Origin of the sequence: Bacillus sp. TH25 (assembly GCF_016650935.1) — a bacterium.
GTDB classification, from domain to species: Bacteria; Bacillota; Bacilli; order Bacillales; family Bacillaceae_G; genus Bacillus_A; species Bacillus_A mycoides.
Map to the genome: position 1 here is coordinate 1 of NZ_JAEKEU010000019.1, position 20,038 is coordinate 20,038.

A 20,038-nucleotide genomic window follows, 5' to 3' on the forward strand; every position below is an offset into this window, starting at 1 on the left:
CCTCTTTTCAACTCGTTCGCTTCGTTTTAAATAAAATTGTCCATTTGATAATTTACGTAGTCGTTCGTTCGCAATTTGAACAATTTGTTCTAAATACTCAATTAAGATGTAACGTTCAAAGGATATACGACTATCGTTATCCCCTTTCATTACTTCATATAAATCAACAAGTTCTTGGAATGCTTTTTCTTCCTCATGAATTTGTTCATCAATTCGTTTAATATTTTCATGTAAATCCGTAATATATGATACGGCGTTTTGAGCACGTTGTCGTTTTTCTTTAATAATATCAAGGTTAATTTCCAATTCTTTCACTTGCTCATCTAATGAAGAAATGTCTATATACGCTTTATCTTTTAAGTGTGTCTTTAATTCTTCAATTTGTTTTGTAAGTACTTCTAGAGATGAGTAATAACTTTGGATTTCTTGTTGTAACTTATCCATCTCAGCATCATTTAATTTGGATTCTGTATATGTTAATTGATCTGTAAATCCGCTTTGTTCTAGCTCTTTCATAAAGCGTGTGAAAGTCTCTTCTTTCTTCTCTTTTGCACTATTAAATTGATTAGAAGCACTATCATGTTCTGCTTGAATACGTATATTTTCATTTTGCCAATGTTGATACGCTTCTTGTACTTTCTCCCATTCATCTTCCATTAAACGAAGTTCTTGTAGAGCTTGGTCAAACTGTACTTTCCAAACTTGTACCGTTTGCAAGCTTTCCGGAATATTTTGCTTATCATGTTCATATGACGTACGAAGCTGCATACACTCCATTTCAGTACTGTGCTGCACGGTTTCTACTTCACGCTTTTGTTTCTGGAGTTCTTCTACTTTTTCTTCTACGCTTTTTATATTCACAGCAATTTGCTTACGCGTTTCTTCACTTGATTTTAACGTATTTACTTCTGCTGCTAATTGCTTTCCTTTCTGAACGAGCGCACTATATGTTTCTACTAATTCTTCTGAGCGATACCCTCGCTTTAGGACTTCTTCTATCACTTGTTCATATTGAACTCGATAGAAATTCCACTTTTCTTCTAATTGAACATGTAATTTTTCCGCAACGTTTTTCTTTTCTCTTAGCCCATTTAACTCTTTTTCATCAATTGCATTACTTTGCTCTGTAGCTTTTTTCGGGTGATCCATACTACCACATACTGGACAAGATTCACCATCATGTAAATGAAGAGCTAATATACCAGCTTGCTCACCTAACCAGCGGCGTTCCATATTTTCATACGCACTAACTGCAAGTTGCATCTTATGAAACGCAATTTCTTTTTCTTGCTCGTATTTTTGTTTTTCTTGCCATACATCATATGCCTGCTTTAATACTTTTGCATCTTCTCGCATATTCGTTAGTTCTTCTACTTTAGCTACATATTGTTCAAGCGCTACTTCTAATTGCTGTAATTCGCCAGACATTCTTTGTTTTTCATTTTTATGCGCTTCTAGTTGTTCATCTAACTTTTGCATACCTTCTTTTAATTTTCCTATTTGAATTTCAGCATTTTGCAAATTTAACTTTTTCTCAGCTAATGATGCAATAATTGGTTGTAACTCTTCTAGTCTTTGAACTTGTTTTTTAGCATTTTCTCGCTCGGATGCCTTATTCTTTAATGCTTCATATTTCTCCTGAGCAAGTGCAAAACTGTTCATTATATGCTCTTTTTTTGCGATTATCTGTTTTAACAAACTTTCAGACTGCTGTTCATATTGCATCGCTTCCTCATACCATTGCTCAAATGGTAATAATCGCTTCGCCTGTTCCGCATGTTTAAAAGATTTTTCTTTCATTTCGATTACGGCACGGTTTTCTTGTAAAATACTGTACTTCTCATTCTTTTGTTCTAAATCTTTGAATTTCTCATTTACAGCTTTTGCTGCATGAAAACGTGCCTCTGCTTCTTTTAATTGTTTCGTTTTGTCATTTTGTTCTAAGTGTAATTGCTCAACCTCTGCATTGTACCAAATTGTTTCTTGTTCTAATGCCTCTACTACTTGATGTGTATTTACATGCTCTTGCTCCACTAATGTCTCTAATAATGCCCCATCACGTATTGGTAATTTAAATACATTACGGAAATATAGCTCACGTTCTTTTTGTTTTTCTTGTAAGACATCTTTCCATTGTTTACGCTTTTGATCTAATATCTCACGCATTAATTTATAACGATCTGTTTTAAAAATGCGGCGTAGTATTTCTTCTTTATTTTCCGTTTCAGATGTTAATAATTTTCGGAACTCTCCTTGCGGTAACATGACAATTTGGCTAAATTGATGTTTACTTAATCCAATTAAATCTTCAACTTTTTTATTTACATCCGTTACATGAAAACGATCGACACATGGAACTTTTTCCTCATCAATTACTTCATATAATTCGACTGCATGTCCTGTAATTGTTTTATTTCCTTGTTTTTTATGGCCCAGTTGTCGTTTAATTTCATAACTTTTTCCTTTTAATTGAAAAGTTAATTCCACACTTGTATAAACATCATCATCAGCAAATTGGCTACGAAGCATGTTTGTATCACTGCGCTCTTCTCCACTAGCCTCTCCATATAATACATAACAAATCGCATCAAAAATCGTTGTCTTTCCAGCTCCTGTATTTCCAGAAATAGCGAAAATACGATGCTCACCAAGATCTTTAAAATCGATTACTTCTTTCTGTTTATATGGACCAAACGCGGTCATTATAAGCTGAATCGGTCTCATCCTCGCTCACCTTCCCGTTCTTGCACTGTTTGCAAAACATCTAAAAATAGACGTTCTTTCTCTTCTGATAAATCTAGCCCTTTCATTTCTTTATAAAATGCTTTTAAAAGAGATAAATCATCCGTTTTATGTCTTGAAACAGTTACTTCATTTTCATCTGTGAACTCTCGTCTTTGAATAGATCTTTCAACATGCATTGCATTTGGGTATACAGAACGTATTTTTTCCATTGGCTGCAAGACAGGATTTTCATCTAATAATTTCACAAATACATAATCTTCACTCACTGGATGAAGCAATAAATCGTCTATTTTCGCTTCTACTGTACGCATTTTACGACGTGGTGTAAGTAAACGTTTTTCAATTGTTGTTTCACCTTTTTCATCCAGTTCCACAATATAATATCCTTTTTTATGCTTTTCTTCAGAAATAGAATATGCAAGTGGTGAACCTGAATAACGAATTGTCTCATTACGTACAAAATGCGCTTGATGTAAATGGCCAAGCGCCGTGTAATGAAACTTATCAAAATAATGGCTATTTACATATTCAGCACCACCAATTGAAAGTGGTCGTTCCGCATCACTCGTATTTTCCTCTGCCTCTCCTGAAGAAGTTACAAATGCATGTCCTACAAATATGTGTCTCGCTTCTTTATCCATCGTTTCAGAGAGTTCGTTCATAAAAATACGCATCGCATCATCATGAGAACGAACATCTTCATTTTTCAATATATGTCTAACAATACTTGGATCTGAATACGGAACGAGATGGAAATGAACCTCTCCGTATTCATCATTTAAAACAACAGGATTGTATGGAAACTGGAATTGTCCAACAATATGTAATCCTTGTTTTTTCATTAAATTACTACCAAAATGTATGCGGTCCGGACTATCGTGGTTTCCTGCAACTGCGATTATTGGTGTTTGTAAATCAATAACTATCTTTTGTAATACATCATTTAATAAGTCTACTGCTTCTGTAGGTGGAATTGCTCGGTCATATAAATCTCCTGCAATAATTACAGCATCCGGTTTTTCCTCTTCAACAGCTTGTACAAACTGATCTAACACAATTTTTTGATCTTCAGTCATATATACACCATGAACAAGCTTACCTAAATGCCAATCCGCTGTATGAAAAAACTTCATATTACCCTTCTCCTTTTAGTTTACTGATTGTAGTGAAACAAGCTGATAGTTTAGTGTAGTTTTTCCGTTCTCCCATTCTAACTTTTGGACAATTGCACTACCGATTCTTTCTTCGTTTGATTTATATAAAGGCAATATTTCTTGAATAGTAAATAGATGATAACCATCTAAAATTAATTGAAATAAATTATCTTCTATATGTAATCTTACTTCTTTTTCATTTGAAATAATTTTTGTATGCATCTCAAATTTCATGCTAGATACAACCCCTTTTTTCTAATCTCTACATTTTAATAGTATAGTGGTCATGCAAGATTGACAAGTAAATACACCACGATGTACATACTTTTTTAATTATAAGTATTTTATGTTTTTTTACATAAAATACGGTATGTGAAATTATTAATATACAAAAATAAAAATGCCCTTTCAGGCATCCTTATTTTTGCAAGTACTCTTTCATAACGTAATACAATACAGTTATTAAGACAATCGCTACAAAAAACGCGAATACGGCCACAACATACCCATCTTTATTTAGTAAAAAACATATGGAAATAGATATTATAAAAATCGGAAACACGAGACGCACCTTATCCTTCACTTCTTCTGTCGTATCTGTATGATGAAAATACTGTGTAATTCCTACCATAAGAGATGACAAAATAATTACCGACAATAGTAAAGGTCCTGGCATTCCGATCTCTCCTTTCTCTATTTCTAATTATATACAAACCCCACACTCTTTAAAAGTTAGATAATTCAGCTTTTAAATCTTTTCTACATCCACTCTTTAATGTATTGTTACGCCACGTATACTAACTCAATATAAGTTATACATATAATAGCGCCTTCAACACTATGATTTCAAATAATTGCGCTTACAGTAATGTTGTAATATTCCTCTTCATTCTCTGAAATCCTGCAAATATAACTCGTCAAAATATGCGGTAAATAATAACACTAAGCACCTAATTTAGACAAAAATTATAAAGGACATTTCAGCATGTATCAAGAAATAAGAATAGAAAGATAAGTAAGGGAGGATTTATTATGACCGAACACGTTTTATTTTCTGTTAGCGAAAACGGCGTTGCATCTATTACTTTAAACCGTCCAAAAGCACTTAATTCTTTATCCTATGACATGTTACAACCAATTGGGCAAAAACTTAAAGAATGGGAGCAAGATGAGCGTATTGAACTCATCGTTTTAAAAGGAGCTGGGACGAAAGGTTTTTGTGCAGGTGGTGATATTAAAACGCTATACGAAGCACGTTCTAACGAAGTTGCATTACAACATGCAGAGCAGTTTTTTGAAGAAGAATATGAAATTGATACATTTATTTATCAATACAAAAAACCAATTATCGCTTGTTTAGATGGAATTGTAATGGGCGGTGGTGTCGGTCTGACAAATGGAGCGACGTATCGAATTGTAACAGAGCGTACGAAGTGGGCAATGCCTGAAATGAACATCGGTTTCTTCCCTGATGTCGGTGCTGCTTATTTCTTAAATAAAGCGCCTGGATATACTGGTCGATATGTTGCTTTAACGGCATCTATTTTAAAAGCTCCTGATGTATTATATATTAACGCTGCTGATTACTTTATGACATCAGATTCATTACCAAATTTCCTTACCGCACTTGAAAATGTAAATTGGAAAAAAGAAGATGTACATACTCATTTAAAAGAAGTTATTCGTACATTTGCAACTGCTCCAAACTTAGATGGCAATCTTTCTTCTTCAGTAGAAGAAATTAATTCTCATTTTGCATTCGATACAATTGAGGGAATCATTCAATCGTTAGAGAAAGATCAAAGTCCATTTGCCCAAACAACGAAAGAAAAGCTATTATCCAAATCCCCTGTTTCATTAAAGGTAACATTAAAACAGTTTATTGATGGCCAAGAAAAGTCAGTTGAAGAATGTTTCGCGACAGATCTTATACTCGCTAAAAACTTCATGCGACATGAAGATTTCTTTGAAGGAGTACGCTCCGTTGTAGTTGATAAAGACCAAAATCCAAATTATAAATATAAACAATTAAGTGATGTTTCAGAAGAAGATGTAAATCGATTCTTTAACTTACTTAACGCCTAAACAAAAAGGCCATATATTGTAGCTCACTCTCAGCTACTCTATATGGCCTCTTCTTTTTAGTTAAATAATTTTAAATATAATTTAATTTTATTTAACTAAAATGTATGTTAAACTAACGTTAATCGAATTTTCTAAAAACAACAAAGGAAGGTGGATAACATTATGGAAAATTTTTTTCTGTTTATTATTATGTCTATATGTCTTATTATTCTACCCGGTCCTGATACAGCAATGGCTACGAAAAACACATTGATTGCCGGCAAAATCGGCGGCGTAAAAACTGTTTTTGGTACTTGTGTTGCGCTTTTAATTCACACTTTAGCTGCTGTAATTGGTCTTTCAGCACTTATTGTAAAGTCTGCTCTTTTATTTTCTATTTTTAAATATGTTGGTGCTGTATATTTAGTCTATATTGGTATTAAAGCCCTTTTAGCAGTAAGAAACACCGGAGACTTAAATACAAATGACGTTCCAATAAATAATGACAATAAACATACTTCTTGCTTTCGCCAAGGGTTTCTTACAAATTTACTAAACCCTAAGATTGCAGTCTTCTTTTTAACTTTTTTACCACAGTTTTTAAATCCAAATCATAATACATTTATACAACTTCTCGTTATGGGACTTACTTATCTCATTTTAACAGTCATTTGGTTTGCTTTTTATATATTTTTAATTGATAAAATTAGTGCTTTTATGAAAAAACCGAAGACACAGCGTTATATTCAAGGAATTACAGGAATCGTCTTAATTGGGTTTGGTATTAAATTGGCCTTTGAAAGAAATAGTTAACACAATGCAAACGAAAATACACTACTCCATTATGGGTAGTGTATTTTCGTTTGCATTATTTTTATAATGAGTGGGAATGCATCCCACTCATTATCATTTCACTTTATTAAAACCAGCGCTCAGTTACAACTTTTTTGCGTGTATAAAATTGAACGCCATCCGTACCATTTGTACCAAGATCCCCAAAGAATGAAGCTTTGTTTCCTGCAAATGCGAAGAATGCCATTGGTGCTGGAACGTTTACGTTTACACCGATCATACCAGCATCGATGTTATCACGGAATGTTTGTGCATGCTTACCATTTGAAGTATAAATAACCGCACCATTTGCAAATTTAGATTGATTTGTCAGTTTGATACCTTCTTCTAAATCTTTAACTCTTACAACGCTTAATACTGGAGCGAAAATTTCATCTTGCCAAATTTTCATCTCTTGATTTACGCCATCGAAGATTGTTGCACCAACAAAGTATCCTTCTCCAACTTCTTCATTAATTTTACGACCATCTACTAATAATGTTGCTCCATCTGCTACACCACTATTAATATATCCTAAAACACGTTCTTTATGAGATTCACGGATTAATGGTCCAACATAATTATCTTCGTTGAAACCGTCACCTACTTTTAACTTCTTCGTTTCCGCTACTAATACATCAATGAATTCATCAGCAATTTCATCAACTACTGCTACTACTGAACATGCCATGCAGCGCTCTCCACTACTTGCAAACGCAGACCCAATTACACCTTGTACTGTTTTCTCAAGGTTGCAATCTGGCATTACAATCGCATGGTTTTTCGCACCTGCTAACGCTTGTACACGTTTACCATGTTTTGTACCAGTTTCATATACGTAGCGTGCCACTGGCTCAGAGCCAACAAACGAAACTGCTTGAATATCTTTATTTTCTAAAATACTATTTACAACATCTTTTCCGCCTTGTACTAAATTTAATACCCCTTTTGGAAAACCAGCTTCATAGAATAACTCTACAAGTCGCTCAGCTAAAAGTGGCGTTCTTTCAGATGTTTTTAATACGAATGTATTACCGCAAGCAATTGCAAGTGGGAACATCCATAATGGAATCATCATCGGGAAGTTAAACGGTGTAATACCAGCAACAACTCCGATTGGGTAGCGCCAAATCGATCCATCAATTCCACTAGCAATATTCGGAAGAGCTTGTCCCATCATTAAATTTGGTGCTGATGTTGCAAGTTCTACCGCTTCAATACCACGCTGTACTTCACCAGTTGCATCCATTAGCGTTTTACCGTTTTCTAGCGTAATGATTTTTGCAAGCTCATCTTTATTTTCTTGTAACAGTTGTAGATATTTGTATAGTTGTCTTGAACGATTTGGAACTGGCACTTTAGACCATGTTTTGTATGCCGCTTTTGCCGCTTCAACAGCTTTTTCAACATCTTCTTTTGGAGAAAGTGGAACGTAAGCGATGATTTTTCCAGTTGCCGGATTCGGAACCGCTTCTACTTCCGTACCAGTAGATTCTACCCATTCGCCATTAATATGATTTTTCACTCGTTTAATTTCAGTTGTAATCATTATATTCTCTCCTTTTTTATCATGGTTTTTATAAGTGCACTATTTTTGATTAGAAATTAATTGTTCGCTAACTTTCTTATATAAAGCAGCCATATCGTTTTCACCATATCCTGCCTCACTCGCTTCTTCATATACGTTTAATAGCATCTCACTTACTGGTAAGTGAAGTTCACTTTCTTTAGCTAACTCTATCGCAAATCCCAAATCTTTCTTTAATAAATTTACAGTAAAGCCTGGCTCATAATTTTCTGATGCAATGAAACTTTTATAATTACGCTCATAAATTCTACTTTGACCGTAACTTACATTTAAAATATCAAACATTTTATCTAAATCCATATTGTTCTTTTTCGCTAATGTTAAAGCTTCACTCACACCAGCTGTATAAAAACCAATTAATAGATTATTAATTAATTTAACAGTTGTACCACTATCAATCTGCTCACTAACATGGAAAACATTCGCTCCAAGTACTTCCATGACAGATTCAGTTTTCTCATATACTTCTTTCGATCCACCAACCATAAACGTTAATGTACGGTTTTCTGCACCAATTACCCCACCGCTAACAGGTGCTGCTAAAAAGTCTACTTTCTTTTCCTTCGCCGATTCCTCTAATTGTTTGTTTAATTGTGGAGATACTGTACTTGTATCAATTAAAGCTACATTCGAGTGGCTATTTTCAAATAATCCTTCTTCCCCAAAATATACCGCTTCCACAGCACGAGGTGAAGGCAAACTTGTAAAAATCACATCGCATGTCTCTGCTAGTTTTGAGATTGATAGGCCGATAATTCCTCCTTCTTTTTCAAAGGAAGCTTCCGCCTCTTTATTCAAGTCCACTCCGTATACTGTGTAGCTGGATTTAACTAAATTTTTAGACATTGGAAGACCCATGTTACCTAAACCGATAAAACCAATCTTTTTCATATCGCTTTCCTCCTATTTACACAATATATTTCCCGCGATTTATAATAACTTTCGCAATATCTCTCTTTTTCGTAAATAAGTTTGAGTATAAAGGCACTAATAATTGACGAATTTCAGCTAATATTTCTTGTCTATTTTGTTCTTCTGTGACAGCTGCTGAAAGAATGGAAATCGCCGATTCTTCTACTTTACGATATCCTTCTTCACAAATAACATCTGTTATCATTTGCTTCGTGCGCTCTTTTTCCTCACCATTTTTACTAACTGCTTTCCTCGTACGTAAAAATGCTGATTCCATGACGTACACGTCCGTCAACATATTTGATAATACGCGTGAATATTCTTGCTCTTGCTCTATTTTTAAACCTGGAGTTTTAGAGAGCGTTTTCAAAGATTGTTTCAACAATTTTTTCGATAATAAAATGTAACGATGGTTTCTTTCTACATTTGCTACATCAATTTCTACTTCAGCATCTTCTATTTGTTCGATTTGCTTCATTAACATTTTTGCAACTGTTAATCTATTAATTTCATTCGTTCCTTCAAAAATACGACTAATCCTAGCATCACGATATAATCGTTCTACTTCATATTCTTGCATATAACCGTAACCACCATGAATTTGTACAGCTTCATCTACGATATAAGCAAGTGTTTCAGAAGCGTTTACTTTATTCAGTGCACATTCAATTGCAAATTGGGACATTTTTTTCATAAGATCTTCATCACTCTCATGAATTGCTTCATCAATTACACCCGCTGTACGGTAAGCTGCACTTTCTGCTCCATATGTAGAAATAATCATATTGGCAATTTTCTCTTGAATCATCGTAAAATCTACTAATTCCGTTTGGAACTGTTTTCGCTCTTTTCCATATTGAGCTGACAAACCGATTGCTTGTTTTGCTGTTCCAATATTTCCAAAAGCAAGTTTTAGTCTAGCGAAGTTAAGAATATTAAGAGCTACGTGATGCCCTTTCCCAACTTCCCCTAAAATATTTTCAGCGGGGATGACAACATCTTCTAAAATAAGCGTCGCTGTTGAAGAACCTTTAATCCCCATCTTCTTTTCTTCTAATCCTATTGATACACCTTCACATGTTCTTTCGACAATAAACGCTGTCATTCCTTTATTTGTCTTCGCAAAAACAACGTATACATCTGCCATATGAGCATTTGTAATCCACTGCTTCTCACCATTCAACTTCCAAGCAGTACCCTCTTCATTCAATACTGCACTCGTTTTTGCACTTAATGCATCAGAACCAGCATTTGGCTCAGTTAAAGCATAAGCCCCAATCCATTCTCCCGATGCGATTTTCGGTAAATATTTTTCTTTCTGTTCTTTCGTTCCATAATATATGTAAGGCAATGTACCTACACCGGCGTGTATATTAAAAGAAACGCTAAATGCACCAGCGTAACCCATTTTCTCTGCTACAAGACCTGAGACAGCCTTTCCTAACTCGAATCCACCATAATCTTCTGGTACCTCAATGCCTAATAATCCAAGTTCCCCAGCTTTCTCAAATAATTGACGAGAAACTTTATAGTTATGTTGTTCAATATTCTCAATTTGTGGGACAATTTCTTGTTTAACGAATTGTTCTGTCGTTTTTGCAATTAAATCTTCATCCCCTGAAAAATCTTCTGGTGTAAAGAAAGTATTATTCACATCTTGATTGAGTGAAAAAAATTCATCCCATGGTAACTTCGTTTTCTCCATCTGAATCCCCCTATCATTTCGGCCTTCATTGCTAATGCATATGCTCGTCTACGATGAGTGGAATATCTTATTATTGAAAACAGAAGGCGATGAATTTTCACATCAAGCAGTTCGTTTTGCCAAAGATGTATTCTCATCGCCTTAGTTGTTCTACCTATTGATCTTCAGATAATACGGTTTTTGCAATTCCAGTATCTAACTCTTCAAAGTCATGATATGAAATTGTTTCATATAACTCACTTCTCGTTTGCATATTAGAAAGTGCATCTTTTTGAGAACCTGTTTCCTTAATTAAAGTAAATACATTCTCATACGCTTTCGCTGCAACGCGAAGTGAAGTTACAGGATAAATAACCATTTGGAAGCCCATATTTGCAAATTCCTCTGCACTATAATATGGAGTTTTACCGAATTCGGTCATATTCGCTAATAAAGGGGCATTTACTTTACTATTAAATAGACGGAACTCCTCTTCTGATTGAAGTGCTTCCGGGAATATAGCATCTGCACCTGCTTTTACATATGCGTTCGCTCTTTCAATCGATGCATCTAATCCTTCCACGCCGCGAGCATCTGTGCGTGCTACAATGTATAAACTTGGCGCAACTTCTTTAATCGCTTTAATTTTTTGAACTAATTCTTCTGTAGTAACAAGTTTCTTACCATTTAAATGTCCACATTTCTTTGGTAATTGTTGATCTTCAATCTGAACAGCCGCAACTTTCGCTTCCACCATTTCTACAGCTGTTCTCGCTACGTTTAGTACTCCACCAAATCCTGTATCAATGTCAACAAGAACTGGTAAATCTGTAGCTCTTACTAGATCTCTTGCTCTCTCTGCTACTTCAGTAGACGTCACGATTCCTAAATCTGGTAGTCCTTTACTTGCAGTATAGGCAGCTCCCGATAAATAAAGAGCTGAAAAACCTGTATTTTTCGCAACAAGAGCCGCCATTGCATCATGAGCACCTGGAATTTGCAAAATTTCATTTGCTTCTACTAAAGCTCGGAAGCTATTCGCAAGCTCCTCTTGTGTTGACTGTTTATTCACAACCCAAGCCATTCTAAATTCCCCCTATTATTAAATTAAGAATAGATCTACAAATTCGTTTACATTCATATTTTCTAGTTTTTCTTCATTTAAACAAACTTCGTGAATTTGTTCTTGTTGCTTACTAGAATAATGACCTGCCATATTTGCAGTGAATTTTCGAACAACTTTTGGAATCGCTTCGTCTCTACGGAAACGGTGACCAAGTGGGTATTCACATTCCACATTTTCTGTTACAGTACCATCTTTAAAATGAACTTGAACAGCGTTGGCGATTGAGCGCTTGTTCGGGTCAAGGTAATCTAAACTGTACTGTTTGTTTTCAACAACAACCATCTTATTACGTAATTCATCTACACGTGGATCATTCGCTACTACATCCTCATAATCATCCGCAACGATATCTCCTTTTAATAAACCTATTGCAGTAATGTATTGTAAGCAATGATCGCGATCAGCTGGGTTATTTAATGGACCTTCTTTATCGATAATACGAATTGCTGACTCATGAGTTGTAATTGTAATACGATCAATTTCATCTAATCTTTCTTTAAGTTCCGGATGTAATTTCACTGCACATTCTGCAGCTGTTTGTGCATGGAATTCTGCTGGGAATGACACTTTGAATAATACATTTTCCATTACATAAGATTCTAGCGGTCTTGCTAATTTTAATTCTTGCTTGTTAAATAACACATCTTGGAATCCCCACCCTGGTGCAGATAATGCCGTTGGGTAACCCATTTCACCTTTTAATGCAGTCATTGCAAGATGAACACCGCGGCTCGTCGCATCACCTGCTGCCCATGATTTACGTGAACCTGTATTTGGAGCGTGACGATATGTACGAAGACTAGAATTATCAATCCACGCATGTGATAATGCATTAAAGATTTCCTCACGCGTTCCGCCAAGCATTTTTGCAACTACTGCAGTCGTCGCTACTTTTACGTATAATACGTGATCAAGACCAACACGGTTTAAACTGTTTTCTAAAGCAAGTACACCTTGAATTTCATGTGCTTTAATCATCATTTCTAGTACTTCACGTACTTTTAATGGTTCTTTTCCTTCTGAAATACGAACGCGGCTAATATAATCTGCAACTGCTAAAATTCCGCCTAAGTTATCAGATGGATGTCCCCACTCTGCTGCAAGCCAAGTATCGTTATAGTCTAACCAACGGATCATACATCCGATATTAAATGCGCCTTTTACTGGATCTAGCACATAAGATGTTCCTGGTACACGTGTACCATTTGGCACGATTGTTCCTGGTACAACTGGTCCTAATAATTTCGTACACTCTGGATATTGCAGTGCTAAAATTCCGCATCCAAGTGTATCAAGTAATACGTAACGAGCCGTACTGAATGCCTCTGCACTTGTAACCTCTTTATTTAATACATAGTCCGTAATTTCTTCTAATAATGCATCTTTTTGTTTAATTTCATTTGTTTTAATCATGCTATTCTTCCCTTTCTGTCGAAAATTCGTTATTATTAATGATGGGTGTCGGTCAAACACCCATCTGGCGGGCGGCGCTAACAACTCCCCAGTTGTTTTTATTTACTAAATGCATGTCGCTCGCCAATATAATTTACACGTGGACGGAACAAACGATTGTTCGCATGTTGCTCAATTACGTGTGCACATAGCCCTACTGTTCTAGAACTAAAGAAGATTGGTGTGTAAAGTTGAATTGGAATACCAAGCATCCAATATACTGGAGCAGCATAATAATCAAGATTCGGATAAATTCCTTTTTCCTTCTCCATAATTTTTTCTCCAGCTTCACACATTTCATATAGTGTATAATCGCCTTTCACATCACATAACTGCTTTAATGCTTCCTTCATCATAAGTGCTCTTGGATCCATCTTTTTCATATAAACACGGTGTCCAAAGCCCATAATTTTTTCTTTGTTATATAGTTTCTTCTGTAATAACTCTTCAAATTTCTCAACATTACCAGCTTCTAAAAGCATGTACATAACCGCTTCATTCGCACCGCCATGAAGACTTCCTTTTAAGGATGCAACTGCTCCTGTTAAAGCGCCGTATAAGTCGGATTGCGTTGATGCAATAACGCGTGCTGTAAATGTAGAGTTTGGCATTTCATGTTCACTATATAAAACAAGGGAACGATCAAAGATTTTCTCTTCAAGTTCAGTTGGTTTCTTTCCAGTTAACATATAGAAGAAATTCGCACTATATGACAATTCTTGAAGAGGCTCAATTGGTTCCTCATTATTTAAAATATGGTAGCTATTCGCTACAATATTTGGCACTTTACTTAAAAGCTTGTATCCTCGACTTTTATTCACTTCTAACGAGCGGTTTTCGATATCACTATCGTAACCAGCTAATGCAGACACACCTGTACGTAGCCCATCCATAGGATGCGTTTCCTTAGGCAATGCCTTTAGAACATTGAATACACCTTCTGGCACTGCATATTCTTCTTTTAATTTCTTTTCAATTGTTGCTTTCTCATCCTCATTCGGTAAACGTTCTTCTAATAAAAGGTGCACAATGTCTAAATACTCTTTTGTTTTTGAGAGTTCGATTAAATCATACCCTTGAATTACAATTTCACCTTTTACTGTGTCAAGAAACGAAATTTTCGTTTCCGCTGCTACTACACCATCTAATCCCGGGGAAAATTTTTCTTCAGCTTTCATCATTATTTCCTCCAATCCTAATAGATCTTCGTGCACATAACTGTAAGCCTTTACAATAATATGAAACTACATTTCTATTTCAATGTATCAGAGTTTTTAGAAGATTTCAATTTATTTTACGATGATAAGTTTCCTATACTTTTACCGATGTAATAATACAATTTTTCAAAAATAACTTTCATCTTTTATAAAGAAAGGACAGACATCCTTTTACATTTTTTTAAAACGAAATATAACAATTATCCATATAATCCGACTAAATATACCTTTAATCCCTTTTTCTTCAACAAACATAAAAAACCGAGCTGCACTCATGCACAGCTCGGTTTTTTATAATATTTATTTCATATTCCCATAAATATAATTCTTATATAAAATTTATTTATTTTTAATAAAATTATTATTTTACATAATTAAATTAAATTTCTTCCGTTTCTTTACGATAGCTTACAACTAATTCATAGTTTTGAAAGTACGAAAGATCATCAAAATCTATAAAAATAAACTACCGTCTTTCTCAACTGGCATTATTTCCCGAACTGGTTTCTCAGAAACAATCCCTAAAGAATATCCGGGCTGAATTGAGCTATTTCCTCCGTACCTTACAATACATCAAATAGATTCATAATGCTTTATACGCAATTCTTCCTTAAAGCATCGTCGAGCATCATGTTCAATTGAAATTTTCATCTTCGCTCTTCCTGTTTACGCAAAATCTTTTTTGCCTAATCGTTGTTTTACAAAAATGACAAATATAATTAAAGCTATTAATCCTGAAATTGCACTACCTGCGAATAAAATACGGTAACCAAACATTTGTGAAACAACTCCAAGTAAAATCGCACCTAATCCAATCCCTAAATCAAAAGCGGTAAAGAATGAAGCGTTAGCAACTCCTCTTTTACTAGGATCAACAATTGTCAGCATCGCTACTTGTAAAGCGGGCTGTGCTGAACCGAATCCAACACCATATAATGCCGCTGCAATCATTACACCTATCAAACCATTTGAAATCGTTAGTACAACTATCGCTAAAATAGTAATACATAGTGCCGGAAGTATGATAAAAACTTCTCCATACTTATCTAATAGTTTTCCTGAAATAGGTCGTACAATTGTTAAAGCAATTGCATATACAAGAAAGAATGTCCCAGGATTCACATCAATTGATGACGCGAATAACGGTAAAAACGTTGTTATTCCTCCATATGCAAATGATAAAAAGAAAACAACAACCGTTATTGATAAAACGGATTTTTCAAACAGCTGAATTTTCCCTTTTTCTTTTTGTGGCGTGAATGGCATTTTCGTTATTAACGATAATACGACTGCCATAAAGGATAAAAGAGTTGCTAACAAGAATAGACCATGAAATGAATAATTTTGTACAACCCATAATCCAATCATCGGGCCAATTGCCATCGCGATTGTCATCGCCATACCATACCAGCCCATCCCTTCACCACGACGTGAATCTGGAATAATATCAGTTATCGCTGTTCCAACTGCTGTTGTAGAAACAGCCCACGTCACTCCGTGAATAACGCGTAAAACAGCTAAAAGGACAATAGTCGATGCTAAATTATACGAATACATCGTTATCCCAAAAAATATGAGTCCGAAAATAATAAAAGATCTTCTACCATATTGATCTAACATACCTCCAATAATCGGTCGTATTACAACTGCCGCTATTGTAAACATTCCCATCATCAGTCCAACTTGCGATTCATTTCCACCAATCTCTTTAATAAAGAGCGGGAGCGTTGGAACAAGTAAATAAAACCCCGTAAATAAAAATAACATCGCGATAGTCATTTGTATAAATGATTTCGTCCATAATCGTTCCATTAAAATTCCTCCATAAACACGTAAAATATTACAATCAACACATCAATTGTATATTTTTCATGTTCCCTTGCCCTCCGCTAATAGACGTATCTTTTCATAATAAATGGTCTACCATCAATTTAAGTTGGTCTTACGACTTTATGCCTATGTTTTAAGCAAAAAACCTATATATGTACCTTTATATGTTCTAGAAGAATATACTATTTTATTATTAAACTTAGGAGTGATCGTTTTCATGTGGGTATCACCAAGAATAACCGTCGTTGTCCCAGCAGCTCCCTCAATACATGTTCCTGCCGTTCATACAGCTAGTTCTGATGTTGGTATCGAACTTCCTGCCGCTTGGCAACAATATCAATCGACTGACCAAGTCACCCCTTCATTTTGGCATCATGGTACACACCCGAGTAGTACTACTTTTTATGGCCCTAGTTATCCAATACCGCCAACTCAAATTTTTTATCATTTCCCATCAATTTACTTTCAAAATTTCTATGGTACTTTTAATATTTAAAAATAATATTACTCTTTATAATACAAAAAGCACCAAAGAAACCGTTTTTCCCGGTACCTTTGGTGCTTTTATATACATTACTTATTGTCCATTATTGACAGGAACTTCTCCTGTGTTCTCGCCAGTAGTTGGTGGCGTTGTTGCTGGTGGCGTTGGAGTTGTATTCCCTTGGCCTCCTCCACCGTTAGTCGGTGGGGTAGTATTTCCTTGATCCCCACCGTTGTTCGGTGGCGTTGTATTCCCTTGGCCTCCACCATTGTTCGGTGGTGTTGTATTTCCTTGGCCTCCACCATTGTTCGGTGGTGTTGTATTTCCTTGGCCTCCACCATTATTTTGTTCATTTTGCTTATTTAATTCATCTTGTTTCTTTTGCTCTTCTTGCTTCTTAAGCTCTTCTTGTTTCTTAAGTTCATCTTGTTTCTTTTGCTCTTCTTGTTTCTTAAGTTCTTCCTGTTTCTTTAATTCCTCTTGATTTTTCTCTTCTTCAGTTTTTTGCTGTTGATCTTGTTTTGGTTGTTCCGTTGTATCCGGTACGCTCGTATTTGGAGATGAATCACGTTTTTCACCTTTTATACGTAACTCACTACCTTCTTGAATAACACTACTTGGCATTTTAAAGCGTGATTTATCTGTAGCCATCTCGCTCATCATTTCTTTAAAGATCAACTGTGCAATTTTCGTATTTTTACTACTAATATACTCGTCTTTACCATCTTTCATATATCCAGTCCATACTGCCATCGTATATTGCGGTGTATATCCTGCAAACCAACTATCACGAGTTGCACTTTCTGGAATTCCATATTGTGCTAGTTGTTTTGAAGAATAGTTAGTTGTACCTGTTTTACCAGCTACATCTAAAGAGGCCACATTTGCCGATGTACCAGTACCTGATGTAACTACAGAACGAAGCATATCAGTAATCATATATGCTGTAGAATCCGCCATAACTGATTTTGGTTTTTGTCCAAAACTTTGTGACTTGCCGTCTGGATAAACTACTTTCTTAACAAAATGCGGCTTCGTATACTTACCGTCATTCCCAAATGCCGCATAAGCACCTGCAATTTCAGTTGGTGACGCTTCATTTGTACCGATCGCTGTTGATTCTGTCGGTGCTACATTAAATGTAATACCTAATTTCTCAGAGAACTCTTTCGATTTACTAATACCTACCTCTTTAGCTGTTTTAATAGCTGGGATATTACGTGACTTTGTTAGTGCTTCACGCATTGAGATTGGCCCTAAATGACTTCTATCTGCATTTCTAACTTCTTGGCCAGTTGAATACTTAAATGGAGAGTCATCAATTTGATGATAAGTAGCCCATTTTAAATATTCAATTGCAGGAGCGTAATCAAAAATTGGTTTCATCGTTGAACCAGCTGCACGATCTAATTCAATTGCCATATTATGCCCTTTAAATACTGCTTTATTTTCACCGCGCCCACTACCTATAGCGCGAACTTCTCCAGTTTTCGTATCCATAAATGTGAAAGCACCTTGGAATTTATCATTTGGATAATTAATAATATTTGTATTCAAAATATTATCAGCTAATTTCTGTGCTTTTGGATCCAATGTTGTATAAATTTCTAAACCATCAGATCCAATATTAACATCTGGTATTTCCTTTTCTACTTCTTTCACTACTGCATCCATAAATGCAGTATGTGGCATCGCTTGTAGTTCAGCTGCACTCTTAATATTTTTATCCACTGGTACTTTCGATGCTTCTTCCATTTCTGCCTTTGTAATATAACCATGTCGATTCATTAAGTTTAGTACAGTATTTCTTCTTTCTGTTGCCCTTTGAACATTTTCTTTTTTCGTTGGGTCATAGTTATTCGGTGCTTTTGGTAAACCGGCAAGCATCGCAACTTCTGGTAATGTTAAATCTTTTAATTCTTTACCATAGTAGTTTTGTGCCGCTGTTGCGATTCCATATGAACGGTTACCTAAATTAATTTTATTTAAATACATCTCTAAAATTTCATGTTTTGAATACTGTTGTTCTAGCTTATAGGCTAAATATATTTCCTGAACTTTACGTTTTGACGTTTTTTCCATCGATAAGAAGTAGTTTTTAATAACTTGCTGCGTTATCGTACTTCCACCTTGAGAGCCATAATCTCCCTTAAGACTAACTAAAACTGCACGAGCAGTCCCTTTAAAGTCTACCCCGCTATGTTCGTAAAAACGTGCGTCTTCTGTCGCTAAAAATGCATTTTCTACTAATTTTGGAATTTGATCATACGTAACATTCGTCCGCTTTTCTTTCCCATATTCATATACCAAATTCCCGTCTTTATCATAAATTTTTGAGGATAACGGATTAACAAGTTTTGCTTTCTCAAGTTTTGGTGCATCCTTAATCATTACGAAAAAGGTAGCAACCCCTGCCACTAAACCTACAATACCAAGTAGTAAACAACTGATTAAAAATTTACGAAAAAACGATGTTTTACCCTTTGGTTTTGTTTTTTTAGAAGCTGGCTGTTTTTTCTTTTGAACTTGTCGTCGCTCCTCTCGAGAACGATAATTTTCTGACATGTTACTTTCTCCTGCCTTTCAATTCTCCCGTTGATTTACTTGAAAATATTGAGGTCACTTTCCCAAATACATTTAATCAAGAAAGTATATTGACCTGGAGCATTCAATATTTTCCCAATTCACAGATTATACATTTTAGAATACTTCTTATACAAACTATTTTCACTTCTATTTTTTCTAATAATACTGCCCCTTAAAGCATAGAATGTAAGAAGTGAATTTTTAATACCTCGTATAAATAATATACCTTTTTTTCAAATGGTCAATATTTTCTTATTTATAAATCAAAGGTGAAATAAAAATAGCACAACGATATGTACTTCGTGTGAACTTCCTTATAATTACGTATAATGAACATTTGATATATTATATATAAATATAATACC

General features: G+C 35.1%; 15 protein-coding genes and 1 pseudogene. 3 read left to right on the forward strand and 13 right to left on the reverse strand.

Translation table 11 applies throughout. The features are described 5' to 3' along the window. The 4 genes from JFT89_RS12850 to JFT89_RS12865 all read right to left on the reverse strand — a co-directional run. On the reverse strand, nt 1–2,724 hold a 2,724-nt coding region (locus JFT89_RS12850; RefSeq protein ID WP_201040129.1), incomplete at its 3' end, for an AAA family ATPase. Further along, the gene (locus JFT89_RS12855; protein WP_002065277.1) at nt 2,721–3,878 is read right to left on the reverse strand and encodes an exonuclease SbcCD subunit D; all 1,158 of its coding nucleotides are present in this window, start codon (nt 3,876–3,878) and stop codon (nt 2,721–2,723) included. The genes JFT89_RS12855 and JFT89_RS12850, both read right to left, overlap by 4 nt. A 15-nt stretch (nt 3,879–3,893) precedes the next feature. Further along, a complete protein-coding gene (locus tag JFT89_RS12860; protein ID WP_002085739.1) occupies nt 3,894–4,133 on the reverse strand; it encodes a DUF2584 family protein in 240 nt (79 codons plus the stop codon). Nucleotides 4,134–4,317: 184 nt separating this feature from the next. Beyond that, nucleotides 4,318–4,575, reverse strand: coding sequence for a hypothetical protein (locus JFT89_RS12865; protein WP_001119412.1), 258 nt, complete (start codon nt 4,573–4,575; stop codon nt 4,318–4,320). A gap of 356 nt (nt 4,576–4,931) precedes the next feature. Here JFT89_RS12865 and JFT89_RS12870 point away from each other — a divergent pair, with 356 nt between their 5' ends. Both JFT89_RS12870 and JFT89_RS12875 read left to right on the forward strand, forming a co-directional pair. Continuing rightward, on the forward strand, nt 4,932–5,984 hold the full coding sequence (locus JFT89_RS12870) for an enoyl-CoA hydratase/isomerase family protein (RefSeq protein WP_002065275.1): 1,053 nt from the start codon (nt 4,932–4,934) through the stop codon (nt 5,982–5,984). 159 nt (nt 5,985–6,143) lie between these two features. Beyond that, on the forward strand, nt 6,144–6,776 hold the full coding sequence (locus JFT89_RS12875) for a LysE family translocator (protein WP_087943077.1): 633 nt from the start codon (nt 6,144–6,146) through the stop codon (nt 6,774–6,776). A gap of 106 nt (nt 6,777–6,882) precedes the next feature. On the opposite strand, the gene JFT89_RS12880 is transcribed toward JFT89_RS12875, so the two are convergent. The 8 genes and pseudogenes from JFT89_RS12880 to JFT89_RS12915 form a co-directional block, all read right to left on the reverse strand. After that, on the reverse strand, nt 6,883–8,343 hold the full coding sequence (locus tag JFT89_RS12880) for a CoA-acylating methylmalonate-semialdehyde dehydrogenase (RefSeq protein WP_002065273.1): 1,461 nt from the start codon (nt 8,341–8,343) through the stop codon (nt 6,883–6,885). A gap of 39 nt (nt 8,344–8,382) precedes the next feature. Then, a complete protein-coding gene (locus JFT89_RS12885; RefSeq protein WP_002012741.1) occupies nt 8,383–9,273 on the reverse strand; it encodes an NAD(P)-dependent oxidoreductase in 891 nt (296 codons plus the stop codon). Nucleotides 9,274–9,289: 16 nt separating this feature from the next. After that, nucleotides 9,290–10,999, reverse strand: a complete 1,710-nt coding sequence (locus JFT89_RS12890; RefSeq protein ID WP_201040130.1) for an acyl-CoA dehydrogenase family protein — start codon at nt 10,997–10,999, stop codon at nt 9,290–9,292. Nucleotides 11,000–11,153: 154 nt separating this feature from the next. Continuing rightward, a complete protein-coding gene (gene prpB / locus JFT89_RS12895; RefSeq protein WP_002065269.1) occupies nt 11,154–12,062 on the reverse strand; it encodes a methylisocitrate lyase in 909 nt (302 codons plus the stop codon). 18 nt (nt 12,063–12,080) lie between these two features. Continuing rightward, complete coding sequence (prpD, locus tag JFT89_RS12900) at nt 12,081–13,517, reverse strand: 2-methylcitrate dehydratase (protein WP_002065268.1); 1,437 nt, start codon at nt 13,515–13,517, stop codon at nt 12,081–12,083. A gap of 98 nt (nt 13,518–13,615) precedes the next feature. Further along, nucleotides 13,616–14,737, reverse strand: a complete 1,122-nt coding sequence (mmgD, locus tag JFT89_RS12905) for a citrate synthase (RefSeq protein WP_002127276.1) — start codon at nt 14,735–14,737, stop codon at nt 13,616–13,618. Between the two features lie 415 nt (nt 14,738–15,152). Further along, a pseudogene (locus JFT89_RS12910) lies at nt 15,153–15,424 on the reverse strand (HesB/YadR/YfhF family protein). A gap of 15 nt (nt 15,425–15,439) precedes the next feature. Beyond that, nucleotides 15,440–16,585, reverse strand: coding sequence for an MFS transporter (locus JFT89_RS12915; RefSeq protein ID WP_002065266.1), 1,146 nt, complete (start codon nt 16,583–16,585; stop codon nt 15,440–15,442). A 235-nt stretch (nt 16,586–16,820) separates the two neighbouring features. Between JFT89_RS12915 and JFT89_RS12920 the strand changes: the two genes are divergently transcribed. Beyond that, complete coding sequence (locus JFT89_RS12920; protein ID WP_016094096.1) at nt 16,821–17,099, forward strand: hypothetical protein; 279 nt, start codon at nt 16,821–16,823, stop codon at nt 17,097–17,099. A gap of 81 nt (nt 17,100–17,180) precedes the next feature. Here JFT89_RS12920 and JFT89_RS12925 read toward each other — a convergent pair whose 3' ends face one another. Further along, complete coding sequence (locus JFT89_RS12925) at nt 17,181–19,652, reverse strand: transglycosylase domain-containing protein (protein WP_201040131.1); 2,472 nt, start codon at nt 19,650–19,652, stop codon at nt 17,181–17,183. Between the last annotated feature and the right edge of the window lie 386 nt (nt 19,653–20,038).